General features: G+C 71.6%; 23 protein-coding genes. 9 read left to right on the top strand and 14 right to left on the bottom strand.

Translation table 11 applies throughout. The features are described 5' to 3' along the window. Positions 1-66: 66 nt before the first annotated feature. A complete protein-coding gene (locus tag ACFY0P_RS04985) occupies positions 67-465 on the bottom strand; it encodes a DUF3592 domain-containing protein (RefSeq protein ID WP_388907500.1) in 399 nt (132 codons plus the stop codon). Positions 466-665: 200 nt separating this feature from the next. Here ACFY0P_RS04985 and ACFY0P_RS04980 point away from each other — a divergent pair, with 200 nt between their 5' ends. The 3 genes from ACFY0P_RS04980 (at position 666) to ACFY0P_RS04970 (ending at position 4,306) form a co-directional block, all read left to right on the top strand. Beyond that, on the top strand, positions 666-1,946 hold the full coding sequence (locus tag ACFY0P_RS04980; RefSeq protein WP_388907498.1) for an aromatic acid exporter family protein: 1,281 nt from the start codon (positions 666-668) through the stop codon (positions 1,944-1,946). Beyond that, positions 1,943-2,998 (top strand): hypothetical protein, encoded by a 1,056-nt coding sequence (locus ACFY0P_RS04975; RefSeq protein WP_388907496.1) that lies wholly within the window; start codon positions 1,943-1,945, stop codon positions 2,996-2,998. Before ACFY0P_RS04980 ends, ACFY0P_RS04975 begins: the two co-directional genes overlap by 4 nt. Positions 2,999-3,103: 105 nt before the next feature. Then, positions 3,104-4,306, top strand: a complete 1,203-nt coding sequence (locus ACFY0P_RS04970; protein WP_388907494.1) for a lactonase family protein — start codon at positions 3,104-3,106, stop codon at positions 4,304-4,306. Here ACFY0P_RS04970 and ACFY0P_RS04965 read toward each other — a convergent pair. Together ACFY0P_RS04965 and ACFY0P_RS04960 are read right to left on the bottom strand one after the other, a co-directional pair. Next, a complete protein-coding gene (locus ACFY0P_RS04965) occupies positions 4,274-5,005 on the bottom strand; it encodes a DUF2470 domain-containing protein (protein ID WP_388907492.1) in 732 nt (243 codons plus the stop codon). The genes ACFY0P_RS04970 and ACFY0P_RS04965 overlap by 33 nt on opposite strands. Before the next feature lie 112 nt (positions 5,006-5,117). Beyond that, the gene (locus ACFY0P_RS04960; protein WP_388907490.1) at positions 5,118-5,723 is read right to left on the bottom strand and encodes a TetR/AcrR family transcriptional regulator; all 606 of its coding nucleotides are present in this window, start codon (positions 5,721-5,723) and stop codon (positions 5,118-5,120) included. Between the two features lie 108 nt (positions 5,724-5,831). Here ACFY0P_RS04960 and ACFY0P_RS04955 point away from each other — a divergent pair, with 108 nt between their 5' ends. Beyond that, a complete protein-coding gene (locus ACFY0P_RS04955) occupies positions 5,832-7,373 on the top strand; it encodes a cytochrome P450 (RefSeq protein ID WP_388907488.1) in 1,542 nt (513 codons plus the stop codon). On the opposite strand, the gene ACFY0P_RS04950 is transcribed toward ACFY0P_RS04955, so the two are convergent. Further along, the gene (locus ACFY0P_RS04950) at positions 7,329-8,165 is read right to left on the bottom strand and encodes a pentapeptide repeat-containing protein (RefSeq protein WP_388907486.1); all 837 of its coding nucleotides are present in this window, start codon (positions 8,163-8,165) and stop codon (positions 7,329-7,331) included. The genes ACFY0P_RS04955 and ACFY0P_RS04950 overlap by 45 nt on opposite strands. A 9-nt stretch (positions 8,166-8,174) precedes the next feature. After that, a complete protein-coding gene (locus ACFY0P_RS04945; RefSeq protein ID WP_388907484.1) occupies positions 8,175-9,089 on the bottom strand; it encodes an AraC family transcriptional regulator N-terminal domain-containing protein in 915 nt (304 codons plus the stop codon). A gap of 161 nt (positions 9,090-9,250) precedes the next feature. Here ACFY0P_RS04945 and ACFY0P_RS04940 point away from each other — a divergent pair, with 161 nt between their 5' ends. After that, entirely contained in the window at positions 9,251-10,333 is a 1,083-nt protein-coding gene (locus ACFY0P_RS04940; protein WP_388907482.1) for an aldo/keto reductase, read from the top strand. Between the two features lie 125 nt (positions 10,334-10,458). Continuing rightward, positions 10,459-10,653, top strand: coding sequence for a DUF5999 family protein (locus ACFY0P_RS04935; protein WP_388907480.1), 195 nt, complete (start codon positions 10,459-10,461; stop codon positions 10,651-10,653). Positions 10,654-10,660: 7 nt separating this feature from the next. On the opposite strand, the gene sigJ is transcribed toward ACFY0P_RS04935, so the two are convergent. From sigJ to ACFY0P_RS04890, 9 genes are all read right to left on the bottom strand, one after another. After that, on the bottom strand, positions 10,661-11,551 hold the full coding sequence (gene sigJ / locus ACFY0P_RS04930; protein WP_388907478.1) for an RNA polymerase sigma factor SigJ: 891 nt from the start codon (positions 11,549-11,551) through the stop codon (positions 10,661-10,663). 77 nt (positions 11,552-11,628) lie between these two features. Beyond that, positions 11,629-12,930, bottom strand: a complete 1,302-nt coding sequence (locus ACFY0P_RS04925) for an alpha/beta fold hydrolase (protein ID WP_388907476.1) — start codon at positions 12,928-12,930, stop codon at positions 11,629-11,631. Between the two features lie 97 nt (positions 12,931-13,027). Beyond that, the gene (locus ACFY0P_RS04920; RefSeq protein ID WP_388907474.1) at positions 13,028-14,053 is read right to left on the bottom strand and encodes a LacI family DNA-binding transcriptional regulator; all 1,026 of its coding nucleotides are present in this window, start codon (positions 14,051-14,053) and stop codon (positions 13,028-13,030) included. Between the two features lie 100 nt (positions 14,054-14,153). After that, positions 14,154-15,578, bottom strand: coding sequence for a BNR repeat-containing protein (locus ACFY0P_RS04915; protein WP_388907472.1), 1,425 nt, complete (start codon positions 15,576-15,578; stop codon positions 14,154-14,156). 19 nt (positions 15,579-15,597) lie between these two features. Further along, complete coding sequence (locus ACFY0P_RS04910; RefSeq protein ID WP_351486648.1) at positions 15,598-15,918, bottom strand: L-rhamnose mutarotase; 321 nt, start codon at positions 15,916-15,918, stop codon at positions 15,598-15,600. A gap of 17 nt (positions 15,919-15,935) precedes the next feature. After that, a complete protein-coding gene (gene rhaS, locus ACFY0P_RS04905) occupies positions 15,936-17,018 on the bottom strand; it encodes a rhamnose ABC transporter substrate-binding protein (RefSeq protein WP_388907469.1) in 1,083 nt (360 codons plus the stop codon). A gap of 119 nt (positions 17,019-17,137) precedes the next feature. Beyond that, positions 17,138-18,115 (bottom strand): ABC transporter permease, encoded by a 978-nt coding sequence (locus ACFY0P_RS04900; protein ID WP_388907467.1) that lies wholly within the window; start codon positions 18,113-18,115, stop codon positions 17,138-17,140. After that, positions 18,108-19,148 (bottom strand): ABC transporter permease, encoded by a 1,041-nt coding sequence (locus ACFY0P_RS04895; RefSeq protein ID WP_388907465.1) that lies wholly within the window; start codon positions 19,146-19,148, stop codon positions 18,108-18,110. The genes ACFY0P_RS04900 and ACFY0P_RS04895 overlap by 8 nt, the downstream gene beginning before the upstream one ends. Then, positions 19,145-20,662 carry a sugar ABC transporter ATP-binding protein gene (locus tag ACFY0P_RS04890; protein WP_388907463.1) on the bottom strand — a complete coding sequence of 506 codons (1,518 nt, stop codon included), beginning with the start codon at positions 20,660-20,662 and terminating at the stop codon, positions 19,145-19,147. Before ACFY0P_RS04890 ends, ACFY0P_RS04895 begins: the two co-directional genes overlap by 4 nt. 266 nt (positions 20,663-20,928) lie before the next feature. Here ACFY0P_RS04890 and rhaI point away from each other — a divergent pair, with 266 nt between their 5' ends. The 3 genes from rhaI (at position 20,929) to ACFY0P_RS04875 (ending at position 25,718) form a co-directional block, all read left to right on the top strand. Beyond that, positions 20,929-22,089: an L-rhamnose isomerase gene (gene rhaI / locus ACFY0P_RS04885; RefSeq protein WP_388907461.1), complete on the top strand. Its 1,161-nt coding sequence runs from the start codon at positions 20,929-20,931 to the stop codon at positions 22,087-22,089. A gap of 147 nt (positions 22,090-22,236) precedes the next feature. Beyond that, positions 22,237-24,276 carry a bifunctional aldolase/short-chain dehydrogenase gene (locus tag ACFY0P_RS04880; RefSeq protein WP_388907459.1) on the top strand — a complete coding sequence of 680 codons (2,040 nt, stop codon included), beginning with the start codon at positions 22,237-22,239 and terminating at the stop codon, positions 24,274-24,276. After that, positions 24,273-25,718, top strand: coding sequence for a rhamnulokinase family protein (locus tag ACFY0P_RS04875; protein WP_388907457.1), 1,446 nt, complete (start codon positions 24,273-24,275; stop codon positions 25,716-25,718). Before ACFY0P_RS04880 ends, ACFY0P_RS04875 begins: the two co-directional genes overlap by 4 nt. Positions 25,719-25,817: the final 99 nt, after the last annotated feature.

Genomic DNA, 25,817 nt, shown 5'->3' with positions numbered 1-25,817 from the left:
CCGGTCCGATGCCTGCCGACCTTAGCCGATCACCCTCGGCCCGGTCGCGGCCGTTTCGCTCCGGGATCAGCTCGTCACGGCGATGAGCACCCCGGCGCCCAGGAAGACCAGCCCGCCGAACACCAGGAACACCACCGGCCCCACGACGTGCCGCCACATGCGCACCCGGGCGATCTGCGGGTTCTGCGCCAGATACACGACCGCCACCTGCCGTCCCGTCGCCAGCCCCATACCGGACCCCTGCACCCGCGGCGAGAACTCCACCCGGTAGCCCGAGCGGTCCGTGAAGGCGATGACCGGGACCCACTTCGGTCCGTCACTGTCCCGGGTGCGCACGTTGTCCACGACGGACCCCCAGGTGTGCACCCCGTGCCGCCGCAGGCGGTGTACCACCGTGCCCTCGTGCACCGCGGCCACGAGCAGCCCCAGGCCTGCCACCGTGCACAGCACAGCGCCGAAGTTCAATGCCCCAACCCTTCCGTCCCGTCCGACCGTTCAGCACCTCGGGTACAGAGGACGCGTCGGCCTGGCGTTCGGTTTCCGAGTCGGGAGGCGCCGCCTCGAGAACCCTCCGTAATCAACTCTGGTCAATCAGCCACTAGCGCGCGCGAGTGATCTGTGGACAATACGTTCGACGTGACACGCGAGTGGGAACAGGCCAAGGGATGCACAACGTACGGAAGTGGGCCGAGGGTCTGTCGCGACTGCTGCGCCGGCACCGGGACCCGGTGGTCGTCCAGACGCTGCGGTCGGCCACCGCGGCCACGATCGCCTACGTCGTCGCGCTCCACCTGAGCCCGGAGCCGGCTCCGCTCACCGCCCCGCTGACCGCACTCCTCGTCGTCCAGGTGACCCTGTACGCGACGCTGACCAACGGTTTCCGCCGGGTCAACTCGGTGGTGGCCGGGGTGCTGGTCGCCATCGCCTTCAGCCAGCTGGTGGGCCTGACCTGGTGGAGCCTGGCCCTGCTGATCGTGGCCTCACTGGCGGTGGGGCACCTGGTGCGCGTCGACGAGTACGTCCCCGAGGTGGCGATCAGCGCCATGCTGGTGCTCGGGGTCACCACCATCAGCAGTACCGCGTGGGCGCGGATCGTGGAAACCCTGATCGGCGCGGTCGTCGGCATGGGCTGCAACCTCCTGCTCCCGCCCCCGGTGTGGGTGGACGAGGCCGGGGAGTCGATCGAGGGCCTGGCCCGCCGGCTGCGGCAGCTGATGCTGCGGATGGGCGAGGAGGCGGCCGAGATCATGCCCTGGCAGCAGGCCGCCGCACGGCTGCACGAGGCCCGCCGCCTGGACCACGCCATCGTCGAGGTGGACGCGGCGCTGCGGCAGGCGGAGGACAGCCTGCGGCTCAATCCACGGGTCCGGGAGGGACTGCTGCACCGGGTGGTGCTGCGCACCGGCCTGGACACCCTGGAGATCTGCACGGTCGTGCTGCGCGTGCTGGCCCGGACCTTCACCGACCTGGCCAAGGCCCGCGAGCCCGAACCGCTGTTCGCGTCCGACGCGGGCGCGGCCGTGGAACAGCTGCTGTCCCAGATCGCCGACGCCGTGGTCAGCTTCGCCGTCCTGGTGACCACCAGCATCAGCGAGAACGCCGAGTCGGCGGAGGCCAGGCTCGCCGCCGAGCTGCACACCGCGACCGGCACCCGCGACAAGCTCGCCGACCTGCTCCAGCAGGAGATCCACCGCGACGACCGGAACTGGCAGCTGCTCGGCGCCGTCCTGACCGAGGTGAACCGGCTCCTCGACGAGCTGGACACCGAGCACCGCACCCGCCGTCTGCTGGAGGAACTGGACCGGGTCTCCGGCGAGCAGCGCGCCAAGCGGCCCTGGCTGACCTGGCTGCGGGAGCGGGTGGGCGTACCGGAGCGGCTGCGGCGGAACCAGGGCGGTGGTGCGGGGCGTTCTCCGTCACGGACGGAGAAGGGGGCACGCCGATGACGGACACGGCGGTACGGATCGACGGGAACACACTGCGGCTGCCGGGCGGGGTGGCGGTGCGGTTCGTGCGTACGCTGCGGCTGCCGGAGACGGGCACGCATCCGCTGCCGCCGGGGCTGGGTGAGTTCCCGGTCCGGCGGATCGGCGACTACCCGGACACCGTTCCGGACGAGTGGCGGGCGCGGGGCGGGGTGATGCTGCCGGTGTACCTGCGCGAGGCGATGTGGCTGAGCTTCGCGGGCACGACGGAACCGGCGGCGCTCCAGGTCGGCGTCGGCAAGGTGTGCGCGGTGTCCGGCGAGCCGTGGCGCGACCGGCTGTCCCGGAAACCGCAGAACTACCTGGTACTCCCCCGGCAGCCATGGCTGGACGGGATCAACTCCGGGAAGGGCACGGTGCGCCAGTTCGTGGCGGTTCCGCTCGGTCTGGGTGCGACGGTGGAGGGGCAGGTCACCGGCGAGGAGGTGTGGGGCGGGGTGCAACTCCAGTCCTTCCCGCTGTCCGAGGAGGCGCTCGCCGAGTACCACCGTCAGGAGCGGCTGCGGCGGGAGCGGCTGGGCCGGGAGCGGACGCGCAGCAGTCGGTCGGCCGGCGCCTTCGGTGCGGCACCGCCCATGGCGGCAGCCGCGCCGGGGGCGGCTCCGGTGACCCGGGGGCGGAAGTCGGCCCCTGCGGCGATGGGGCTGGGTGTCGGCGGCTCGATGCGCCAGGAGGTGTACCTGGACGAGCGTCCACTGCGGGACTGGGCCGAGACCCCGGCCGGACGCGTCTTCGTGCACCTGGTCACGCCTCCGCAGTGGTACCGCATCACGGGCGAGGCGCCTCCGCCGTCGCCGGTGGACCGGGCGGCGTACACCCGCGCGGGGCTGCCCTGGTACGACTACTACGACGAGGACGCCCGGGATCTCGCCCCCACGGACACCCTGGAGGCGGTCAAGCCGGTCGGCGACTGGCTCGGCGACGACCTGGAGCCCTGGCAGCAGCCGTCCCCGGGGCAGGTGGTTCCCCTGAAGGACGCGCAGGGAAAGCCGGTGGAGGACGGCGACTGGTAACGCCATTGCACTGGATGCAACGGGCGTTGCTCTTCTTGCGCTGCCCCTTCGGTCCACGTCAAGGTGTGTCACGTCCGGGGTGACACACGACCTGAGGTGCGTGGCATGGGCAGTGGTACGGAAGGGACACGCGGCGGCTGGAGCAGGCGCCGGTTCGTCGGCGCGCTGGCGGGCGCGGCCGCGGTGGTCGCGGTCCCGGCACCGGCGGCACCGCCCGCGGAGCGGCCGCGCCGGGCGGCGCACCCGGCGGCCGACGCCCCGGCGAAGACGCCCTCGACGCTCCGCCCGCTCTACCTCGGCACCTACACCTCCGTGGCGGGCGGCGGCACCGGCATCGGACTCGCCGGCTACGACCCGGCGACCGGCGAGATCACCGGGACCGGCACGCTCACGGGGGTCGCCGACCCGTCGTACCTCACCGTCCACCCGGACGGCCGCACGCTGTACGCGGTGAACGAGCGCGCGGACGGGAGCGTGACCGCCGTACGCCTGGCGGACCGGAAGATCCTGGGCAGCCGGAGCACCGGCGGGGCGGGCCCGTGCCATCTCTCGGTCCATCCCACCGGCCGCTGGCTGCTGAGCGCCAACTACACCTCGGGCAGTGTCGCCGTGCACCCGATCGACGCCACGGGCGCCCTCGGCGAGCGCACCGCCCTGGTCACGCACACCAGTCCGGCTCCCGGACCCGGCCAACAGGGCCCGCACGCCCACCAGTTCATCACCAGCCCGGACGGCGGCCATGTCCTCGCCGTGGACCTCGGCACCGACACGGTCTACAGCTACCGCCTCGACACCGCGCGGGGCACCCTCACCGAGGTCGCCCAGGCGCACACGAAGCCGGGGGCGGGCCCGCGCCACCTGACCTTCCACCCGGGCGGACGGTACGCGTACCTGGCCGACGAGGTGGGCGACACGGTCGCGGTCTGCGGCTACGACCCGGCCACCGGCCGGCTGACGATCGGCGAGCCGCAGTCCACGGGCAGCGCCGCCGGCACCACCAACTACCCGGCTCAGTTCCTGGTCACCGCGGACGGCGCCTACGCCTATCTGGCCAACCGGGGCGACAACACGCTCGCGCGGTACGCGATCGAGGCCGCCGGGGCCCGGCTGCGGCTGCTGGACACGGTGCCGGTGCACGGGGACTTCCCCCGCCAGATCGCCTTCTCCCCCGACGGCCGGCTGCTGTTCGCGGCCAACCAGCGGTCCGGCACCGTGAGCGTCTTCACCGTCGACCCGGACAGCGGCGAACTCCGGCTCGCGGGCGAGCCGTTCGCCTCACCGGTCGCGGTCTGCGCGCTGCCGCTGTAGCGCCCGCGGGCAGGAGGCGGCCGCGCTCGCCCGGGCCAGCAGGGAGTGCATGCGCTCGGTGAGCTCCGAGATGTCGTCGGCGGGCGCATGGAAGGCGAGCCGTACGTCGCCGTGGGCGCGGGTGCGTTCGATGCGCAGGGTCAGTCCGTGCCGGTCCACGGCGAGGGGCTGGACGCGGGTCGCGGCGTGCAGGCTCTCGGGCTCGACGAGCCGGGTGAGCCGCTCGACGGCGTCCGGGTGGGCGTCGGCGAGATGGGTGAGCAGCCCGGCCTCGGCACCGGCCAGCGGGTCGGGCCGGGCGGCGGCGAACTCGTCGAGGTCGACGACCGCCGCACCGGAGGGCCGGCGCAGCACCACGCGGGTGGGCCGGAAGACGAGGTGCTCGTCGGCGGGGGCGAACCAGCCGGCCATCCAGAGCCGGGCCCGGATCCGGCTGCGCACCGGGACGGGCGCGACGTCGGCGAACTCCAGCATCGCGGACGGCTCGCCGCGCGGGGCGCAGATCGCGGCCGTGAGCAGGGCGCTGTCCTCGGGCACGTGCAGCAGCACCCGGCCGTCGTCGGCGACGGCGTGCGCGCCGACGTACTCCTCGCGGCCGCCGTCCGCGGTCACCGTGCACGACCACGCGACGGCCAGCAGGGACCTGGCCTGCTCCGCCGCACCGGGTCCGGCGGCCCAGGCTGCCTGTTCGTCACCCATCCCGAAACCTCCTTAGGTAAGCCTCACCTAACCTATCGAAGATCGAGGTGTACGCCAAGCACGGCGTGCGTCACGCACGGGAAGAACAGGACCGGGAAAGGGACCGGGACGGTCAGGAGATGACGCCCAGCAGGGCCCGTGCGCACAGGTCCCGCACCTGTTCCCGCGTCAGCTCCTCGGTGCGCAGCCACTCCAGGCAGACATGCGTGGTGAAGGCGAGCCAGCCGCGCACCGCGAGGCGGGTGTCGGGGCGCCGCTCGAGGGCGGGGCCGAACTCGGGGTCGGCGGCGAGGGCGGCGAGGATCTGGCGTTCCTGGGCCGACTGGGCCTGCCGGTAGACGCGGCGTACGGCCTGGTCGCCGGAGGCCTCCGCACGATGGAAGGCGCGGAAGCCGTGCGCGTGGGTGTGGACGTAGTCGAGGTAGACGTCGAGGGCCGCGGTGAGCTGCTCGCGGGCCGGTACGCCGGGCTCGGCGGCCGTCATCCGCAGCATCCGCTCGCTCTCCCGCGCCACCACCGCCGCGAAGAAATCGCGTTTCGTCGGAAAATAGTGGTACAGCAGGCCCCGGGAGACACCCGCGATCTCGGCGACCTGCTCGATCCACACGTCGTCGTACGGGCTCTCCGAGAAGAGCCTGGCCCCGACCGAGAGGAGCTGCTCACGACGCTCCGCCGTACTGAGTCTGCGGCGGCTGCGCTCGCCCTGGTTCGGGACCATGCCCGCACTTTACTTGACGTGGGTTCAACAACGGGTCGAGACTGAAACCGCTTATTGAACCCACGTACAACTGGATCGACGTGCCGCAGCATCAAGGGAGATCGCGTCATGGCGGAGACGGCCACGCAGCCGGGGACGGGGACGGACGGCCCGCTGCCGAAGGGGTTCCGGGGCGCCGAGCAGGGCTGGCCGGAGCTGCACCGCATCCCGCACCCGCCGCGCCGGCTGCCGCTCCTCGGCGACGTCCTGGGCGTCGACCGGCGCACCCCGCTCCAGGACTCGATGCGGATCGGCGGGCAGCTGGGCCCGATCTTCCGGCGCAGGGCGTTCGGCAACGAGTTCGTGTTCGTGTGGGGGGCCGAACTGGCCGCCGACATGGCCGACGAGTCGCGGTTCGCCAAGCACGTGGGGCTCGGGGTGGCCAATCTCCGTCCGGTCGCCGGGGACGGCCTGTTCACGGCGTACAACCACGAGCCGAACTGGCAGCTGGCACACGACGTCCTGGCCCCGGGCTTCAGCCGGGACGCCATGGAGGGCTACCACGCGATGATGCTGGCCGTGGCCGGGCGGCTGACCGACCACTGGGACCGTGAGCTGGCGGCCGGCCGCTGGGTGGACGTGCCCGGCGACATGACCAAGCTGACCCTGGAGACGATCGCCCGCACCGGGTTCGGCCACGACTTCGGCTCGTTCGAGCGGGACCGGCCGCACCCCTTCGTGACCGCGATGATCGGCACGCTCACCTACGCGCAGCGCCTGAACAGCGTGCCCGGCCCGCTGGCCCCGCTGATGCTGCGGCAGGCCGCCCGGCGCAACGCCGCGGACATCGAGTACCTCAACCGCACCGTCGACGACCTCGTCGCCGAGCGGCGCAGGGCCGGCCGCGGTGAGGGCGACCTGCTCGACCGGATGCTGGAGACGGCCCATCCGGAGACCGGTGAGCGGCTGTCCGCCGAGAACGTACGCCGGCAGGTGATCACCTTCCTGGTGGCCGGCCACGAGACCACCTCGGGCGCGCTCTCCTTCGCGCTGCACTACCTGGCCCGGCACCCGGAGGTCGCCGCGCGGGCGGCCGCCGAGGTGGACCGCGTGTGGGGCGACACGCCCGCGCCGGGCTACGACCAGGTGGCGAAACTCCGCTACGTGCGCCGGGTGTTGGACGAGTCGCTGCGGCTGTGGCCGACCGCCCCCGCCTTCGCCCGCGAGGCCCGCCAGGACACCGTGCTGGCCGGGCGGCACCCGATGCGCCGGGGTGCCTGGGCGCTGGTCCTGACGCCGATGCTGCACCGGGACCCCGAGGTGTGGGGTCCCGACGCCGAGAGCTTCGACCCGGACCGGTTCGAGGCGAAGGCGGCACGGGGGCGGGCCCCGCACACCTTCAAGCCGTTCGGCACGGGGGCGCGCGCCTGCATCGGCCGCCAGTTCGCCCTGCACGAGGCCACCCTGGTCCTCGGCCTGCTGCTGCGCCGCTACGGCCTCGGCGCCGACCCGGGCTACCGCCTGCGGGTGACCGAGCGGCTGACGCTGATGCCGGACGGCCTGCGGCTGCGGCTTGAGCGGCGCATCCCCGCCCCGGCGCCGGTGACCGTGCCGGAGGCGCCCGCGTCAGAGAGCGGCGGCGGCTGCCCAGTGCACGGGGCGGGTGACTGACACCGGCAGGCGCGTGCCCGCGTTGCCCCGGGCCGCGTCGAGCTGGGGCTGGGTCAGGAAGAAGGCACCCGTGAGGTCCGCGTCGCTCAGGTCGGCGTCCCGCAGGTCGGCGCCGATCAGGTCCGCCTCCCGCAGATCGGCCCCGCTGAGGTCGGCGGCGATGAGGTAGGCGCCGCGCAGACTCGCCCCGCGCAGGTCGGCGCCCCTGAGCCGGGCGCCCATCAGGTCGGCGCCCCGCCGGTCCTTCTTCCTGCCGCGCACCCCTGCCCGGGCCAGCTCGCTGGTCCGCAGCAGCAGCACGTTGACCTCCTGCCGATGGGCGGCCACGTCCAGGGCGGCCAGTTCCTCGGGCGTGCCCAGGCTCAGTTCCTCGGTCTTCCGCAGCGCGGCACGCAGATCGGCGTGGACGGGGCGGGCGGCGGCCAGGCCCAGCGCCTCGGTGAGGTACCAGAGCAGTTCGTGCAGCTGCCGTACGACCGGGAACGTCTCGAACATCCGGCGGGCGTCCTCCCCGGACCGGCCACGCCAGTCCCGGCCGCCGAAGGTGACCTGCGAGACCTTCTGCCCGGCGCCGAAGCAGTCGTAGACCGTGCAGCCGGCGAACCCGCGCTGCCGCAGCTCGGCGTGGATGCCGCAGCGGTGGTCGCCGCCCAGGTTGCGGCAGGGCTTTCCGGCGGCCTTGTCGACCGCGAAGTCCGCCGACGCGGCGAACGGCAGGGCGACACAGCACAGCCCGAAACAGCGGGCGCAGTCACCGCTCAGCCGGGCCCGTTCGGATATGTGTTCTGGCATCCGGCCAGCCTACTGAGCGGTGAGGACCTCCTCGTCCGCATTTCTCAGCCGGGCCGCGTCCGCCCCCGGCGACCGGCCGAACTGCCGCCGGTACTCGCGGCTGAACTGGGAGGCGCTGTCGTACCCGACCGCGTACCCCACGTCGGCCACGTCGTCGGTGCTGCTCATCAGGCGCAGCCGGGCCTCCTGGAGCCGGATGTGCTTCTGGTACTGGATCGGGGTCATCGCGGTGACCGCGCGGAAGTACCGGTGGAAGGGGGAGGCGCTCATGCCGGAGAGCCGGGCCAGGTCCTCGACGCGCAGGGCGTCGGTGTAGTGCTCGCGGATGTGGCGGACGGCCCGGCCGATCTGGGTGAGCCTGCTGTCGGCGAGCCCGATCTGCCGGACCAGCGCGCCCTGCTCGCCGGTGATCAGCCGCCACAGGATCTCCCGCTCGATCATCGGGGCGAGCACCGGGATGTCGGCGGGCCGGTCGAGCAGCCGGACCATCCGGAGGGCGGCGTCGACCAGGTCGGCGGGCGCCTCGCCGACCGCGAGCGCGGGCAGCCCGGTGCGGCGGCGCACCCCGCCCGCGTGCCGGTCGGTGCCGGTCTCCAGGAGCAGCGCGGCGATGCGCGCGGGCCGCAGCCGGAAGCCGAAACCCAGGAAGGGCGTCTCGCGACTGGCCCGGGTGCACTGCCCGCTGACCGGCAGGTCGACCGAGACGACCAGGTACTGGCCCACCCCGTAGTCGTAGATCCGGCCGCCCAGCGTCAGCCGTTTGGCGCCCTGGGCGACCAGGGCGAGGACGGGGTCCGCGATGCCCGAGCGCGGACCCGTGGGCCGTTCGGCGCGGGTCAGCATGAGGCCGTCGATGGCGGGAACGACGTCGGCGTCGCGCGGGGCGTGCCGGTCGATCAGCGAGCGCAGTTCGTCGAGGGACACGCTCCCGATTCAAACGCCGGCCGGGGGACGACCGCAACGCCCTCCCCCGGAAAGGCGACAGGATCGTGCAAGCCACCGGTGCGATCGCCCTAACGTTCCCGCAGCTCAGCCTGGTTTGCTCGAGGAGTCGCATTCCCCACGCGTCTTCCAGGGAGCATTTCATGGCACTCGACTCGTACGTCGGTCTCGGCCGGTCCGGACTCAAGGTGAGCCCCTTCTGTCTCGGCGCGATGAACTTCGGCGAGGACGGCGGCTTCGGCTGCTCGGTCGAGGAGTCGGAGAAGATCCTCCAGACCTATCTCGACCTCGGCGGCAACTTCGTCGACACCGCCAACTTCTACACCAACGGCCACTCCGAGGCGATCCTCGGCGACTTCCTCGCCGCCCGCCCCGGCCGCCGCGACCGCCTGGTGCTGGCCACCAAGTTCTTCGGCAACCTGCACCTCGGCGACCCCAACGGCGGCGGCGCCGGCCGCAAGGCGATCGTCGGCCAGCTGGAGGACTCGCTGCGCCGCCTGCGCACCGACTACGTCGACCTGTACTGGCTGCACAACCACGACCGGTCCACGCCCGTCGAGGAGACCCTGCGCACCCTGGACGACCTGGTGACGGCCGGCAAGATCCGGTACGTCGGCTTCTCCGACACCCCGGCCTGGTTCACCGCCAAGGCCCACACCATGGCGCTGCTGCGCGGCTGGACACCGGTGACGGCGCTGCAGATGGAGTACTCGCTGCTGGAGCGCACCATCGAGGGCGAGCTGATCCCGCTCGCGCAGGACGCCGGGATGGGGATGCTGCCCTGGTCCCCGCTCAAGAGCGGCTTCCTCTCCGGGAAGTACCGCAGGGACCGGTCCGCACCCGCCGACGCGAAGCGGGCGGCCGTTCTCGGGCAGCCGACCGAGGAGCAGTTCACCGTGATCGAGGCGCTCGCCGCGGTCGCTGAGGAGACCGGCGCGAGCCCGGCCGCCGTCGCCCTCTCCTGGGTGCAGAACCGCCCCGGTGTCACCTCCACCCTGATCGGCCCGCGCACCCACGCCCACCTGGAGGCCAACGTGGCCGCCCTCGACGTCCGCCTCGCACCGGAACAGACGGCCCGCCTCGACGAGGTGTCCGCCCCGGCCCTCAACTTCCCCCATGACCTCAACCACCGCGTCGGCACCATGCTCAAGTACGCCGGCGCCACGGTCGACGGGGCGTCGAGCGCGGTGTACCCGCCCCTGCTGGCGAGCACCGTCCGCTACTGATCGGGAGTCTGCCGCGGACCGGAAACTCACCGTGGAGTTTCCGGCCTCGTGGGGGTCCTCTTCATCCGGCGGAAAACAAGCTCGGCTACCACAGAGGCAGGAACCCGCAGGACAGGAGACGGACCATGTGCAGGCATCAGCCCCCACGCCCCGGCGCCGCCGACCACCCCGACGACCACTCGGCCGTCGTCGTCTCGGCCCATCCCGAACAGGGCTGGAGCCTGCTGTGCGACGGCACGATCGTCTTCGACGACACCGGTGAGCTCCTGCCCGACGGACGGACCGTGAGCCCCCGTCGCCCCCCGGCCGCCGCCGTCTGAGTGACGGTCAGTCGTCCCCGGCGCCGAAGTCCAGGCGGTCCAGCCGCTCGGGGTCGGCCAGGATGTACATCTCGGTGATCCGGCCGTCGGCGACGGTGACCGCCATGACGGAGAGCGGGCGTCCCTCGGGCGCGGTGACCATGCCGACGGTACCGTTGACCAGCGCGAGCCGCGCCCAGCCCGCGAACTGCCGGAACGTGAAGGCCCCTTCGGCCACCGCCCGGGCGCCGCGCAGCACCTTGGACGCGGCCGCTCCGCGCACCAGCGCCCCCGAGTCGACGCGCAGCACCACATCCGGGTGGAGCACGGCGACCAGCGCCTCGAAGTCGCCGCCCCGGGAAGCCGCCAGGAAGGCCTCCAGCACCTGACGCTGGCGCCCGAGGTCGGGGTCGCCGGTGGGCGTGGCCCCCTGCACCCGGCGGCGGGCCCGGCTGGCCAGCTGGCGGGTGGCCGCAGAACTGCGCTCCACGATGGGCGCGATGTCGTCGAAGGGGACCGCGAACAGGTCGTGCAGGACGAACGCCAGCCGCTCGGCGGGCTCCAGCGTCTCCAGGACGATGAGGAGGGCGAGCCCGACGGAGTCCGCCTCCAGCACCTCCTGTTCGGGGTCGATGCTCGACAGCGGCCTGATGACCGGGTCGGGGACGAAGGTCTCGTCGATGGGCTGCTCGCGGCGCGCCGTACGGGAGCGCAGCATGTCCAGGCAGACCCGGCCGACCACCGTGGTCAGCCAGCCGCCCAGGTTCCTGATCTCGTCCGCGTCGGCCCGCCCGAGCCTGAGCCAGGACTCCTGGACGGCGTCCTCGGCCTCGGTGAGCGAGCCGAGCATCCGGTAGGCCACCGCGCGCAGTTGGCCGCGGTGTTCCTCGAAGCGGTCGGCCAGCAGTTCCGTGTCCATGGTCCTGTCCCCCCGTTTCTCCACGGCCGCAGACTATGCGGACCCGTGACGCCCGCAACCTCTTTTGCCGGCGGGGCTCACACCTCGTCGCGGACGAGGGCGAGGAGCCGGTCCAGGACCCTGGGGGCACCGGTGCGCAGGCCGTCGTGCTCGAACTCGTCGGTGACCCAGGTGCGCAGGCCCCGGACGGCCCGGGCGGTCGCCAGCGAGTGCCCGGCGTCGACGTACATGTCGTCGTGGTAGACGGCGGCGGCGACCGGGACCTCGTTGACGGCCAGGCGGGCCGGGTCGTACAGCGGCTGCCAGTCGGTGCGGGCGGCGAGCAGGTCGGCCGTCGCCTTCAGGGGCCGCAGGGCCGGGTCGGTCTCGAACATCCAGGGGTGCACGGTCTCCCCGGTGAACAGCACGGGGGCGTCGCCCGCGAGCGCCTTGGCCGCGTCGAACTGCGGGAACTCGGCGCGGACCCGCTCGGCCGCCCACGCGGTGGGGCGCGCGTCCTGGCCGTAGACCGGCTCGTGGACCAGGGCGTACAGCGGGTTGCCCGCGTACGACAGCAGGCCCTGGACCTGTTCCTGGAAGGCGTCGGAGAGTTCGGGGCCGGACGGGGTGCGGACGAAGGCGTCCTCCAGGAGGAAGTGCAGGCGGTGGCTGCCGTCGCTCATGCCCAGCATCAGGCCGAGGGACTGGAAGGCCTCGACGGTGAGCCGGTAGCCGTTCGGCAGCGGGGTCTCGTGCTCCAGGAGGTACTCGGCGATCCGCCGGACCCGCTCGACGTCCATCGGATAGCGGGCGTAGTGCGCGGTGACCTTGCGCTCGATGCGCGGGTAGGCGGCGCGGTAGACGTCGTCGGCGTGCGCGTCCAGGGACGGCAGGCCGCCGGTGATCACGGAGGTCTTCAGGCCCTCGGGGAAGAACGACAGGTACGTGACCGTGCAGAAGCCGCCGAAGCTCTGGCCGAGGGTGGTCCACGGGGCGCCGCCGGTGAGCTGCGGGCGGATCGCCTCGCAGTCCCGGACGATCGAGTCGGCGCGGAAGCGGGCCAGGTAGTCGGCCTGGGCGGCCGGGCCGCCGCGCAGCGGGAGGGTCTGCCGGTTGACCGGGGTGGAGCGGCCGGTGCCGCGCTGGTCGAGGAGGAGGACGCGGTAGTCCCGCAGGGCCCGGTCGAGCCAGGCCTGCCGCCCGACGAAACGATTCGCTCCGAAGCCCGGGCCGCCCTGGAGGTACAGCAGCCAGGGCAGCTCCTGGTCCGCCTTGTCGCTCGCGACCGCCTCCCGGGCATACAGCTCGATGGTCTCGCCGTCCGGGTCCGCGTGGTCGAGGGGGACGGTGAAGTGGCGGTCGGTGAGGATGACGCCGGGCTGGCGGTAGCTGAGGCTCAACGTTTCTCCCGGGACGGATGGACGGTCGCGTCCCAGTTCAGCACATGTCCGGAGCGGATCCATCCCCGGGATCATGAAATCGTTACTGAACAGCCGATCAGCGGGTGGCGAGGCTGGAGCGCCGCACCACCAGTTCCGGCTGGAGCACCACCCGCCGGTGTTCGTGCGCAGCCTGTCCCTCCCGCTCCTCGGTCTCCTCCAGGAGGAGTTCCGCGGCCATCGCCCCCATGGTCACCGCGGGCTGGCGGACGGAGGTCAGCGGTACGGCGGCGGCGGCGGCGAACTCGATGTCGTCGTAGCCGACGATCGCGAGGTCGTCCGGGACGACCACTCCGGCCGCGTACATGGCCTGCAGGACGCCGAGGGCGAGCAGGTCGTTGGCGCAGAAGACGGCGGTGGGCCGGTCGGCGAGGCCGAGCAGGCGGGCGCCCGCGTCCCGTCCGGCGGCCACGTCGAGACGCTCGGTCGGCAGTTCGCGCAGCGCGTCGGGGCCGAGCCCGGCCTCGGCGAGGGCGTTCAGAGCGCCGGTGCGCCGGTCGCGGACCTGGTTGAAGCCGGGCGGTCCGCTGACGTAGGCGATGGACCGGTGCCCCGCGTCGACGAGGTGGCGGACGGCCAGCGCCCCGCCCGCCACGTCGTCGACGCTGACCGAGCACTCGGTGGTGCCCTCGGCGACCCGGTCGACCAGTACGAAGGGGATGCCGTGCCGGCGGAAGGTCTCGATGTTGCGGCCGGTGGCGTCCGCCGGGGTGAGCAGGACGCCCCGCACCCGCTGCTCGGCGAAGAGCGAGAGGTACTCGGCCTCCTCGCCGGCGTTCTGCGCGCTGTTGCAGACCATCACACCGAGCCCGGCGTCCCGGGCGGCCCGCTCGGCGCCCCGGGCCACGTCCACGAAGAAGGGGTTGCCCATGTCGAGGACGAGCAGGCCCATGATCCGGCTGCGGCCCGCGCGCAGCTGGCGTGCGGACTCGCTGCGGACGTAGCCGAGCCGGTCGATCGCCGACTGCACCCGCGCCCGGGTCTCGCCGGCGACGGTGTCCGGGCGGTTGATGACGTTCGAGACCGTGCCCACCGAGACGCCGGCCGCGCGGGCGACGTCCTTGATACCCACCGACTGGGCCATCGGCCGAGACCTCCAGGAGACATGGACGGCGCCTTCACAGCACGGAAGGGCACATCACGAAGGGCTTCACATTACGACATGACTCGCACACCGGTCCGGGTCAGCCGGGCAGGGCGAAGTCGACGACATGGAGCGCGGAGGGTGTCGTACCGCTCGACGTCTCCTGGTACATGAACGACAGCACGTGGTCCGCCTTGACCCGCAGCTCGTCGATGACGACCTCGCCGAAGGCGTTCAGGTCACCGCCGTCGTACAGCAGCGCCCAGTCGGAGTGACCGGAGGCCTTCGACGCGCCGGCGATCCGGCCGTAGGGAAACACCGCGTAGGCGTTGTCGTACTTGTCCAGGACCAGCTTGGTGCGCTGGCTGGAGTTCAGGGCGACCGGGATCTCGGTCTTCTGCCAGGTGCCGGCGGAGTTCTTGCGGAGGTGGAAGGCACGGCCGTTCGCGGTGCGGTCGCCGACGTAGTTCGTGGTGCACTGACCGAAGCGGCCGGGGACGTAGCTGATGATCGCGTGCGGGAGGCCGGCGGAGTCGGTCCACTGGCTCTCCTGGTTCATCAGGGAGTGGTCGGGGGCGAGGGAGTCGACGACCAGCCCGGAGTCGGTGACGGCGACGGTGTCCGAGCTGCCGGTGGTGGCGACCAGGGCGCCGGCGTCGTTGCGCCAGGTGCGGCCGCGGTCGGTGGAGTAGACGTAGCCGGTGTCGTGGTTGGTGATGCCCCCGCTGTTGCACATGACGGACGCCGACTGCTCACGCCAGGTGAAGAAGGCGTGCAGCCGCCCGTCGACGTCGTAGTCGATGCCGTGCAGATACATGTTGCGGGCGGTGCTGGACCCGTGCGAGCTGGTGTACGTCCCCGTCGAGCTGGTCCACTCCCCCAGTGCGGTCCAGCTCGAACCGTCGTACTCCGCCAGGGCGTTGCGGCCGTTCCCGGAGATCCCCACCCGGTAGCTGAGCTGGAGCTTGCCCTCCGGTGTGGAGATGAACTGCGGGTAGGTGAACTGGGAGGTGAGCGACACGCCGTCGAGGGACGTCTGTACGGCACCGAAGACGGCCGAGGTCCAGGCGGTGGAGCCGGGGTTGTCGAGCAGCCCGGCCACCGACTTCACGTAGAAGAAGCCGTCGCTGTGCGAGTCCATGTTGATGTGGAGCCGGCCGTCGGTCTTCGAGACGCCCATCGAGATGACGTTGTGCGAGTCGCTGGACTTGAGCTGGTGGGCGAGGGTGACGGTCGACCAGGACGACCCGCCGAGCACCCGGCGGCCGATGACCGCGGAGCCGGTGGAGGTGTACCAGCCGGCGTACTGGTAGCCCTGGTAGGTGAACAGGCCGTTCTTCTGGAACGAGTTGTTGTTGACCAGGCCGTCGTAGGAGACGAAGAAGACGGCCTCTTCGTCGAGCTGGGTGGTCTGCTGCTTGGTCACCGACGGTCCGGGGCCGGCCGCGCGGGCGGTGCCGGCGGCGAGGGCGGGGGTGGCCACGGCGCCGACGAGGGCGGCACCGAGCACGGTACGTCTCTTCACGAACGGCTCCTGTCGTGGTTCAGGCGAGGTGGAACACTTCGGTGAGCGGTTTCATCGCCTCGTCGGGACGGGCGCCGTCGAGGGCTTCGAAGAAGGGGCCCATCTCGGCCTGCCAGCGGGCGTTGACCTCGGTGGCCTCCATGCCGGCGCGGGCGGCCTCGAAGTCCTCGGTCTCCAGATAGCCGACCAGCAGGCCGTCGTCGCGCAGGAAGAGGGAGTAGTTGTGCCAGCCGGTGGCGGAGAGCGCTGCGCGCATCTCCGGCCACACGGCGGCGTGGCGTTCGCGGTACTCGGCGAGTCGGTCCTGCCGGACCTTGAGGAGGAAACAGACGCGCTGCATGAAGTACCGCTCCCGCACTAGAAGTTGAACTGGTCGATGTTCTTCGCGTCGAAGACGGTCGGCTTGCCGAGGTTGATCACGCCGTCCTTGCCGATGGTGTAGGTGGTGTCGCCGGCCTTGAAGGTCTCGCCCTCCTTGCCGGTGATCTGCCCGGAGGCCAGGGCGACGGCGGTGCGGGCGGCGAGGTCGCCGAGCTTGGCCGGGTCCCACAGCTCGAAGGCGTCGACGGTGCCGTTCTTGACGTACTGGCGCATGTCGTTGGGCGTGCCGAGGCCGGTCAGCTTGACCTTGCCCTTGTACTTGGAGCCGGACAGGTACTGGGCGGCCGCCTTGATGCCGACGGTGGTCGGGGAGATGATCCCCTTGAGGTTCGGGTACTGCTGGAGCAGGCCCTGGGTCTGCTGGAAGGACTGCTGGGCGTCGTCGTTGCCGTAGGCGATCTTGACGAGCTTGACGTTCTTGTACTTGGGGTCCTTCAGCTCCTCCTTCATGAAGCCGATCCAGGTGTTCTGGTTGGTCGCGGTCTGCGCGGCGCTCAGGACCGCGATCTCGCCCTTGTACCCGATCTGCTCGGCGAGCAGCTGCACCTCGGTACGGCCGAGGTCCTCGGCACTGGCCTGCGAGACGAAGGCGTTGCGGCAGCCGGCGTTGGTGTCGGAGTCGTAGGTGACCACCTTGATGTTGTTGCTCATGGCCTGCTTGAGCGCGGTGCACAGGGCACCGGGGTCCTGCGCGGACACGGCCATGGCGTCGACCCGCTGCTGGGTCAGCGTGTTGACGTAGCTGACCTGCCCGGAGGTGTCGGTCGCACTGGACGGCCCGACCTCCTTGTACTTGCTGCCCAGCTCGGTGAGCGCCTTCTCGCCGCCCTTGTCGGCGGAGGTGAAGTAGGGGTTGTTGACCTGCTTGGGCAGGAACCCGACGGTGAGCCCCTTCTTGAGCGCGGCGTTCGGGTCGGCCTTGGCGGTGGAGGTGACGGCCGCCGACTCGTCGCTGCCGGAGTTGTTCTTGGTTGTACCGCCGCAGGCGGTGGCGGCAAGGGCGAGGGACGACACCGCGGCGAGGGCCACACAGGCACGCCGGAGAGATGACTTACGCATGACGGTTCCTTTTGACGTAACGGCTCTGGAAGCGCCCCTTGTTTCAGGGGCGCTGGGGGTACCCCCGGCCGCAGGCCGGGGGAGGAACTGCGCGATCAACCACACACAACCCGCGGTGTTCAGACGGCCTTCGCACCCCTGTGCCTGGCCAGGGAGATCTGCCGGGCAACCCTCGGCCCGAGCACCGAGACAACGAGCAACACACCGGTCACCACAATCTGGGACTGTGCCGACACGTTCAGCAGACTCATCACGTTCTGCAGCGCCCCGAGCAGGAACACCCCCGCAACGGCCCCACCGAGCGTTCCGCGGCCCCCGTCGAAGTCGATGCCGCCGAGCAACACCGCGGCCACGACGCTCAGTTCGAGTCCGGTCGCGTTGTCGTACCGCGCACTGGCGTAGTGCAGCGCCCAGAAGATCCCGGTGAGCGAGGCCATGAAGCCGGTGGCGACGAACAGGATCAGCTTGTTGCGCTTGACGCGGATACCGGCGAACCGGGCCGCCTCCTCACTGGCGCCCACGGCGAACAGCGACCGCCCGAACGGCGTGGCGTGCAGGACCACCACGGCGATGACGAGCAGCACCAGGAACGGCAGGAAGGCCCGCGGCAGGAACGTGTCGCCGAGCCGCCCCGCCGCGAAGTTCAGGTACTGCGTGGGGAAGTCGGTCACCGCGTCGGAGCCGAGGACGATCTGCGCGATGCCCCGGTAGGCCGCGAGCGTGCCGATGGTGACGGCGAGGGAGGGCAGCCCGAGGCGGGTCACCAACAGCCCGTTGACCAGCCCGCACACCACACCGAGCAGCAGGCACAACGGGATGATCGTCTCGATCGCCATCCCCTCGTTCCAGAGCTTGCCCATGACGGCTCCCGAGAGCCCGGCGGTCGACGCGACCGAGAGGTCGATCTCGCCGGCGACGACCAGCAGGGTCATCGGCAGGGCGACCAGGGCGATGGGAAGCGTGTTGCCGATCAGGAACGACAGGTTGAGCGAGTTCCCGAAGCCGTCGACGAAACCGAACGACAGCAGCAGGAGGACGATCAGCAGCGCGCCGACGACCGTGTCCCAGCGGACCGCGCGTGTCAGGGAGTCAGGCATGGCGGGCGTTCCTCTTCTTCAGGGCGGAGGCCACCCGCGACGCGACGATCCGGTCGACGGCGATGGCGAGCAGCAGCAGGACGCCGTTGATGGCGAGCACCCACACGGAGCTGACCCCGAGGGCCGGCAGCACGCTGTTGATGGAGGTGAGCAGCAGCGCGCCGAGCGCGGCGCCATACACGCTCCCGGAGCCGCCGGTGAAGACCACGCCGCCGACCACCACGGCGCTCACGACGGTGAGTTCGTAGCCGTTGCCGGTGCCCGAGTCGACGTTCCCGAACCGGGCCAGGTACATGGCCCCGGCGAGCCCCGCGAGGGCGCCGCAGAAGGTGTAGGCGGTGAGGATCCGCTTGCGGACCGGGATGCCGGCCAGCCGGGCGGCCTCGGGGTTGGAGCCGAGCGCGTACAACTCCCGTCCGCTGCCGAAGTGTTTGAGGTAGTAGGCGGTGGCGACCAGGACCGCGAGGGCGATCAGGGCCAGCCACGGGATCGCCGACAGGCCGCCGGAGCCGAAGTCGACGAAGGAGCCGGGGAGGTCGGCGGCCGTGATCTGCCGGGAGCCGACCCAGATGGAGTCGACGCCCCGGATGATGTACAGCGTTCCCAGGGTGACGACGAGCGCGGGCACCTGGCCGAGGCTCACCAGCAGGCCGTTGAGCAGTCCGCAGCCGATGCCGAGGAGCACCGCGAGCAGGATCGCGACGACCGGGTTGCCACCGCCGTGCAGGTAGTCACCGGCGGCGAAGGCCGTGATGCCGAGGGTGGAGCCGACGGACAGGTCGACGTTCCGGGTGATCACCACCAGGGACTGGCCGGTGGCGACCAGCACCAGGATGGTGGCGTTGAGCAGCAGGTCCTTGATGCCCTGTGCGGAGAGGAACTCGCTGTTGCCGGCCTGGGTGACGCCGATCATCACCAGGAAGACGGCGAGGATGGCGAGTTCGCGCATCTTGAAGACGCGGTCGACGAGCCGGGTCCCACTGGACTCGGGCGCCTCGGCGACGGGGGTCTGTTCGGAGGTGGTCACCGTCATGCGGCGGCCCTCCCCGTGGCTGCGGCCATCACGGTTTCCTCGCTGGCTTCGGAGCGCGGGATCTCGGCGGTGATCCGGCCCTCGTGCATCACCAGCACACGGTCGGCCATGCCGAGGATCTCGGGCAGGTCGGAGGAGATCATCAGAACGGCCACCCCGTCGGCGGCCAACTCACCCAGGAGCCGGTGGACTTCGGCTTTAGTGCCGACGTCGATGCCACGGGTCGGCTCGTCGACGATCAGCACCTTCGGCCCGGTCGCGAGCCATTTGGCGAGGACGACCTTCTGTTGGTTGCCGCCGGAGAGGGTGGAGACGGCGTCCGCGATCCGGGCGTACTTCACCTGGAGCCGGACCGCCCAGTCGAGGGAGCGGCTGCGTTCGGCGCCCCGGTCGACGAGGCCCGCCCGCACGGTCGTACGCAGTCCGGTCAGGCCGATGTTCCGCTCGATGGACATGTCCATCACGAGGCCCTGGGCACGCCGGTCCTCGGGGACGAGGGCGAGGCCGGCGGACATCGCGACGGAGGGCGCGCCGTTGGCCAGTCTCCGTCCCCTGACCTCGACTTCGCCGGCGTCCCAGCGGTCGATGCCGAACACGGCCCGGGCGACCTCGGTCCGGCCGGCGCCGACCAGTCCGGCGAGGCCGACGATCTCGCCGGACCGCACCTCGAAGGAGACGTCGGTGAAGACGCCCTCGCGGGTCAGGCGCCGTACGCTCAGGGCGACGTCGCCGGCGGGGACGTCCTGTTTGGGATACAGCTCGTCCAGGTCCCGGCCGACCATCCGGCGGACGAGGTCGTCCTCGGTCATGCCGTCGACGAACTCGCTGGCGATCCAGGCGCCGTCCCGCAGGGTGGTGACCCGCCGGCAGATCTGGAAGATCTCCTCCAGGCGGTGCGAGATGAACAGGACGGCGGCACCCTGGTCGCGCAGGGTGCGGACGACGCCGAAGAGGCGGGCGACCTCGCTGCCGGTGAGGGCCGCCGTCGGCTCGTCCATGATCAGGACCCGGGCGTCGAAGGAGAGCGCCTTGGCGATCTCGACGATCTGCTGGTCGGCGATGGACAGGCCGCGGGCGGGGCGGTCGGGGTCGAGGGCGACGCCGAGCCGCTTCATCAGGGCGGCCGTGGCCGCGCGGGTGGCCTTGTGGTCGATCCGGCCGAGCGCGCGCCGGGGCTGGCGGCCCATGAAGATGTTCTCGGCGATCGACAGGTCGGGGAAGAGCGTGGGTTCCTGGTAGATCACGGCGATGCCGGCGTCGCGGGCGTCGCCGGGGCCGTGGAAGACGACGGGCCCGCCGTCGAGCAGCAGCTGCCCGGCGTCCGGCCGGTGCACTCCGGCGAGGGTCTTGATCAGCGTCGACTTGCCCGCGCCGTTCTCCCCGGCCAGGGCGTGCACCTCGCCGGGGAACAGCTCCAGGGAGACGTCCCGCAGGGCGCGTACGGCACCGAAGGACTTGGAGACGTCCTTCAGCGCAAGCACCGGGGCCGGTCCCGTGTCGGACGGGTGGGTCATGGGGGCTCCTCGACGACACCGGCGAGACGGTGGGCACCTGACCCCACGGCGTCGTGAAAGGTTTCAACTGGATTGCCGGGACCGTAGACACCACGGGCATGTCACGTCAATGGGTCCGTGTCGAAAAGATTTCGATAGCCAAGGTCACGGCGGAGTCACGGAGAACGGGGTTGGCCGGAACGCTTGACACTCCCGGGCGGGCCTCATACTTTGCGGTTCTGAATCGTTTCATCACCCCGTTGTTCCGATCCCTCAGGAGCCCCGAAGTGACCGACCTCGCCGCGGTGAAGGCCGCGCTGAAGACCCAGGCCGTCGAAACGCCGTCGTGGGCGTACGGAAACTCGGGGACCCGTTTCAAGGTGTTCGCCCAGCAGGGGGTGCCGCGCTCGCCGAAGGAGAAGCTGGACGACGCCGCGCAGGTCCACGCCGTGACCGGGGTGGCGCCGACGGTGGCGTTGCACATCCCCTGGGACAGGGTGGACGACTATGCGGACCTGGCCAAGCACGCCGAGGAGCGGGGGCTGCGGCTGGGGGCGATCAACTCCAACACCTTCCAGGACGACGACTACAAGCTGGGCAGCATCTGCCACCCGGACGCGGCGGTGCGCCGCAAGGCCGTCGATCACCTGCTGGAGTGCGTCGGCATCATGGACGCGACGGGGTCGAAGGACCTCAAGCTCTGGTTCGCCGACGGCACGAACTATCCGGGGCAGGACGACATCCGGGCGCGGCAGGACCGGCTGGCCGAGGGGCTGGCCGAGGTGTACGCGCGGCTGGGTGACGGGCAGCGGATGCTGCTGGAGTACAAGCTCTTCGAGCCGTCCTTCTACACGACCGACGTTCCGGACTGGGGGACGGCCTACGCCCACTGCCTGAAGCTGGGGCCGAAGGCGCAGGTCGTGGTGGACACGGGCCACCACGCGCCGGGCACCAACATCGAGTTCATCGTCGCCACGCTGCTGCGGGAGGGGAAGCTCGGCGGGTTCGACTTCAACTCGCGGTTCTACGCGGACGACGATCTCATGGTGGGGGCCGCGGATCCGTTCCAGCTGTTCCGGATCATGTACGAGGTGGTGCGGGGCGGCGGGTTCACTGCCGAGGTGGCCTTCATGCTCGACCAGTGCCACAACCTCGAGGCGAAGATCCCGGCGATCATCCGGTCGGTGATGAACGTGCAGGAGGCCACGGCGAAGGCGTTGCTGGTGGACCGGGGGGCGCTGGCTCAGGCGCAGGCCGCCGGGGACGTGCTGGGCGCGAATGCCGTGGTCATGGATGCCTACAACACGGATGTACGGCCGTTGCTCCGGGACGTGCGGGACGAGATGGGGTTGGACCCCGATCCGCTTGCGGCGTACGCCCGTTCCGGGTGGGCCGAGAGGATTGTCGCCGAGCGGGTTGGTGGTCAGCAGGCAGGGTGGGGTGCGTAAGCGTCTGCCTTGATCTGTTGCGCCGCGGACTGCGGGCCGAATGTGGCTGGTCGCGCAGTTCCTCCCCCAGCCTTCGGCCGGAGGCGCCCCCAGCACCCCTGACGGGGCGCGTTGCAGTCCCGCTCCTTCAACGAATCAGGAATTCTTGTGACCACCCATCCCGAAGCAGCCGCCCTTCTGTCCCGGTCCCATCGGCTCGGTGCCGATCCCCGCAACACGAACTACGCCGGCGGCAACACGTCCGCCAAGGGCTCCGCCACCGACCCCGTCACCGGTGGTGATGTCGAGCTTATGTGGGTGAAGGGGTCCGGTGGTGACCTCGGCACGCTCGCCGAGGGCGGGCTCGCCGTGTTGCGGCTGGACCGGTTGCGGGCGCTGGCCGGGGTGTATCCGGGGGTCGAGCGCGAGGACGAGATGGTCGCCGCCTTCGACTACTGCCTGCACGGCAAGGGCGGGGCCGCTCCCTCCATCGACACCGCCATGCACGGGCTCGTCGACGCCCCGCACGTCGATCATCTGCACCCGGACTCCGGGATCGCGCTCGCCTGCGCCGCCGACGGGGAGAAACTCACCGCCGAGTGTTTCGGGGACCGTGTGGTGTGGGTGCCCTGGCGGCGGCCGGGGTTCCAGCTCGGGCTGGACATCGCCGCGATCAAGACAGCCAACCCGCAGGCGATCGGGTGTGTGCTCGGCGGGCACGGGATCACCGCCTGGGGCGACAGCTCCGAGGAGTGCGAGCGCAACTCGCTGCACATCATCCGCACCGCAGAGAAGTTCCTGGAGGAACGCGGGAAGGCCGAGCCGTTCGGGCCCGTGATCGAGGGATACGGCGCGCTGCCGGAGGCCGAGCGGCGGAAGCGCGCGGCCGCGCTCGCGCCGTACGTCCGGGCGCTCGCCTCCCAGGACAAGGCGCTGGTCGGCCACTTCACCGACTCCGACGTCGTTCTCGACTTCCTGGCGCGGACCGAGCATCCGCGGCTCGGCGCGCTGGGCACGTCCTGCCCGGACCACTTCCTGCGCACAAAGGTACGACCGCTGGTGCTGGACCTTCCGCCGGCCGCACCGGTGGAGGAAGCCGTGGCACGGCTGCGCGAGCTGCACGCCGAGTACCGCGAGGAGTACGCCGCCTACTACCGGCGGCACGCCGTGGCGGACTCGCCCGCCATGCGCGGTGCCGACCCGGCGATCGTGCTCGTGCCGGGCGTCGGCATGTTCAGCTTCGGCAAGGACAAGCAGACCGCCCGGGTCGCGGGCGAGTTCTACGTCAACGCGATCAACGTGATGCGCGGGGCCGAGGCGGTGTCCTCCTATGCGCCGATCGAGGAGTCGGAGAAGTTCCGGATCGAGTACTGGGCCCTCGAGGAGGCCAAACTCCAGCGGATGCCGAAACCGAAGGCGCTGGCCACCCGGGTGGCGCTGGTGACCGGGGCCGGCAGCGGGATCGGGAAGGCGATCGCGCACCGGCTGGTGGCCGAGGGGGCGTGTGTCGTCGTCGCCGATCTCAACCCCGAGGGCGCGGCCGCGGTGGCCGAGGAGCTGGGCGGGGCCGACAAGGCCGTCGCGGTCACCGTGGACGTGACGTCCGAGGATCAGATCGCGGAGGCGTTCCGGGCCGCCGCGCTCGCCTTCGGCGGGGTGGATCTCGTCGTCAACAACGCGGGTATCTCCATCTCCAAGCCGCTCCTGGAGACCTCCGCCAAGGACTGGGACCTCCAGCACGACATCATGGCCCGCGGTTCCTTCCTCGTGTCGCGGGAGGCCGCGCGGGTGATGATCGCCCAGGGGCTGGGCGGGGACATCGTCTACATCGCCTCCAAGAACGCCGTGTTCGCCGGGCCCAACAACATCGCGTACTCCGCGACCAAGGCCGACCAGGCGCACCAGGTGCGGCTGCTCGCCGCCGAGCTGGGCGAGCACGGCATCCGGGTCAACGGGGTGAACCCCGACGGTGTGGTGCGCGGGTCGGGGATCTTCGCCGGCGGGTGGGGGGCTCAGCGGGCCGCCGTGTACGGGGTGGAGGAGGCGAAGCTGGGCGAGTTCTACGCGCAGCGGACCATCCTCAAACGTGAGGTGCTGCCCGAGCACGTGGCGAACGCGGTGTTCGCGCTGACGGGTGGCGAGCTCACCCACACCACCGGGCTGCACGTGCCCGTCGACGCGGGCGTGGCGGCCGCGTTCCTGCGATGAGCTCGCCGAGGTCGTACGCGGCGGTCGACCTGGGTGCGTCCAGCGGGCGGGTCATGGTCGGGCGGGTGGGCCCGGACTCGCTGGAGCTGGCCGAGGCGCACCGGTTCGCGAACCGGCCGGTGCGGGTGCCCGAGGGGCTGCGGTGGGACGTACTCGCCCTGTACGCCGGGGTGCTGGACGGCCTGCGGGCCGCCGGGCAGGTGGACTCCGTCGGCATCGACAGCTGGGCCGTGGACCACGGGCTGCTGGACGCGGACGGGGCGCTGCTCGGCAACCCGGTGCACTACCGGGACGCGCGGACCGAGGGTGTCGCCGAGAAGGTGTGGGCGACCCTGCCGGCCGCGGAGCTGTACGCCCGCACCGGCCTCCAGTACGCGCCCTTCAACACCCTCTACCAGCTGGTGGCCGCGCGATCGAGTGCCCAGTTCGCGCACGCCGGGCGGCTGTTGCTCATGCCCGACCTGCTGTCGTACTGGCTGACCGGCGAGCAGGGCACCGAGCTGACCAATGCCTCCACCACCCAGCTGATCGACCCCCGGACGCGCGACTGGTCGTACGAGGTCGCGGACCGGCTGGGGATCGACCTCGGGCTGTTCGCGCCGCTGCGGCAGCCGGGTGACCCCGCCGGTGTGCTGCGCCCCGAGGTCCTTGAGGAGACGGGGCTGACCGGGCCGGTGCCGGTGACCGCCGTCGGCTCGCACGACACCGCGTCCGCGGTGGCCGCCGTACCGGCGACGGGCGGGCGGTTCGCCTACGTCTGCACCGGCACCTGGTCGCTGGCCGGGCTCGAACTCACCGCCCCGGTGCTGACCGAGGAGAGCCGGGCCGCCAACTTCACCAACGAACTGGGGCTCGACGGCACGGTCCGCTACCTGCGCAACATCATGGGCCTGTGGCTGCTCCAGGAGTGCGTACGGGCCTGGGGCGAACCGGATCTGGGCGAGTTGCTGCGGGAGGCGGCCGGCGTGCCGGCGCTGCGGTCGGTGGTGGACGCGGGGGATGCCGGGTTCCTGGCGCCCGGGCGGATGCCGGAGCGGATCGCCGAGGCGTGCCGGGCGTCCGGGCAGCCGGTGCCGCGGACGCCCGGTGAGATCACCCGGTGCATTCTCGACTCGCTGGCACTCGCCCACCGGCGGGCGGTCGCTCAGGCGCAGCGGCTCGCCGACCACCCGGTGGACGCGGTGTACGTGGTGGGCGGGGGTACCCGCAACGCGCTGCTCTGCCAGCTCACCGCCGACGCCTGCGGGCTGCCGGTGGTGGCGGGGCCGACGGAGGCGGCGGCCCTCGGGAACGTGCTGGTCCAGGCCCGTGCGCACGGTCTCGTCGGCGACCTCGCCGACATGCGGCGGCTGCTCGCCCGCACCCAGCCGCTGACCCGGTACACGCCGTGCGGCGGCACCGCCCGCTGGGAGGCGGCCGAGGCGCGGCTGGCCACCCGGTGACGAGGCGTCACCGGTCGGTCGGGGCCGGCCTCCGACCCGCCACACCGATACCGGGTCTCCCGCTGATCGCACCGGCCCATTACCCTGCACTCATCCGAT

The sequence above is a fragment of the Streptomyces sp. NPDC001714 genome, from assembly GCF_042892755.1.
GTDB lineage: Bacteria > Actinomycetota > Actinomycetes > Streptomycetales > Streptomycetaceae > Streptomyces.
The sequence above is the reverse complement of the archived record's forward strand: the minus strand, read 5'-3'. Positions and strand labels throughout refer to the sequence as shown.

What these genes read in the sequence shown, in the direction of transcription:
- ACFY0P_RS04980 (WP_388907498.1), top strand. Translation starts at nt 666, where the DNA reads ATGCACAACGTACGGAAGTGGGCCGAGGGTCTGTCGCGACTGCTGCGC.
- ACFY0P_RS04975 (WP_388907496.1), top strand. Translation starts at nt 1,943, where the DNA reads ATGACGGACACGGCGGTACGGATCGACGGGAACACACTGCGGCTGCCG.
- ACFY0P_RS04970 (WP_388907494.1), top strand. Translation starts at nt 3,104, where the DNA reads ATGGGCAGTGGTACGGAAGGGACACGCGGCGGCTGGAGCAGGCGCCGG.
- ACFY0P_RS04965 (WP_388907492.1), bottom strand. Translation starts at nt 5,005, where the DNA reads ATGGGTGACGAACAGGCAGCCTGGGCCGCCGGACCCGGTGCGGCGGAG.
- ACFY0P_RS04960 (WP_388907490.1), bottom strand. Translation starts at nt 5,723, where the DNA reads ATGGTCCCGAACCAGGGCGAGCGCAGCCGCCGCAGACTCAGTACGGCG.
- ACFY0P_RS04955 (WP_388907488.1), top strand. Translation starts at nt 5,832, where the DNA reads ATGGCGGAGACGGCCACGCAGCCGGGGACGGGGACGGACGGCCCGCTG.
- ACFY0P_RS04950 (WP_388907486.1), bottom strand. Translation starts at nt 8,165, where the DNA reads ATGCCAGAACACATATCCGAACGGGCCCGGCTGAGCGGTGACTGCGCC.
- ACFY0P_RS04940 (WP_388907482.1), top strand. Translation starts at nt 9,251, where the DNA reads ATGGCACTCGACTCGTACGTCGGTCTCGGCCGGTCCGGACTCAAGGTG.
- ACFY0P_RS04935 (WP_388907480.1), top strand. Translation starts at nt 10,459, where the DNA reads ATGTGCAGGCATCAGCCCCCACGCCCCGGCGCCGCCGACCACCCCGAC.
- sigJ (WP_388907478.1), bottom strand. Translation starts at nt 11,551, where the DNA reads ATGGACACGGAACTGCTGGCCGACCGCTTCGAGGAACACCGCGGCCAA.
- ACFY0P_RS04920 (WP_388907474.1), bottom strand. Translation starts at nt 14,053, where the DNA reads ATGGCCCAGTCGGTGGGTATCAAGGACGTCGCCCGCGCGGCCGGCGTC.
- ACFY0P_RS04910 (WP_351486648.1), bottom strand. Translation starts at nt 15,918, where the DNA reads ATGCAGCGCGTCTGTTTCCTCCTCAAGGTCCGGCAGGACCGACTCGCC.
- rhaS (WP_388907469.1), bottom strand. Translation starts at nt 17,018, where the DNA reads ATGCGTAAGTCATCTCTCCGGCGTGCCTGTGTGGCCCTCGCCGCGGTG.
- ACFY0P_RS04900 (WP_388907467.1), bottom strand. Translation starts at nt 18,115, where the DNA reads ATGCCTGACTCCCTGACACGCGCGGTCCGCTGGGACACGGTCGTCGGC.
- ACFY0P_RS04895 (WP_388907465.1), bottom strand. Translation starts at nt 19,148, where the DNA reads ATGACGGTGACCACCTCCGAACAGACCCCCGTCGCCGAGGCGCCCGAG.
- ACFY0P_RS04890 (WP_388907463.1), bottom strand. Translation starts at nt 20,662, where the DNA reads ATGACCCACCCGTCCGACACGGGACCGGCCCCGGTGCTTGCGCTGAAG.
- ACFY0P_RS04875 (WP_388907457.1), top strand. Translation starts at nt 24,273, where the DNA reads ATGAGCTCGCCGAGGTCGTACGCGGCGGTCGACCTGGGTGCGTCCAGC.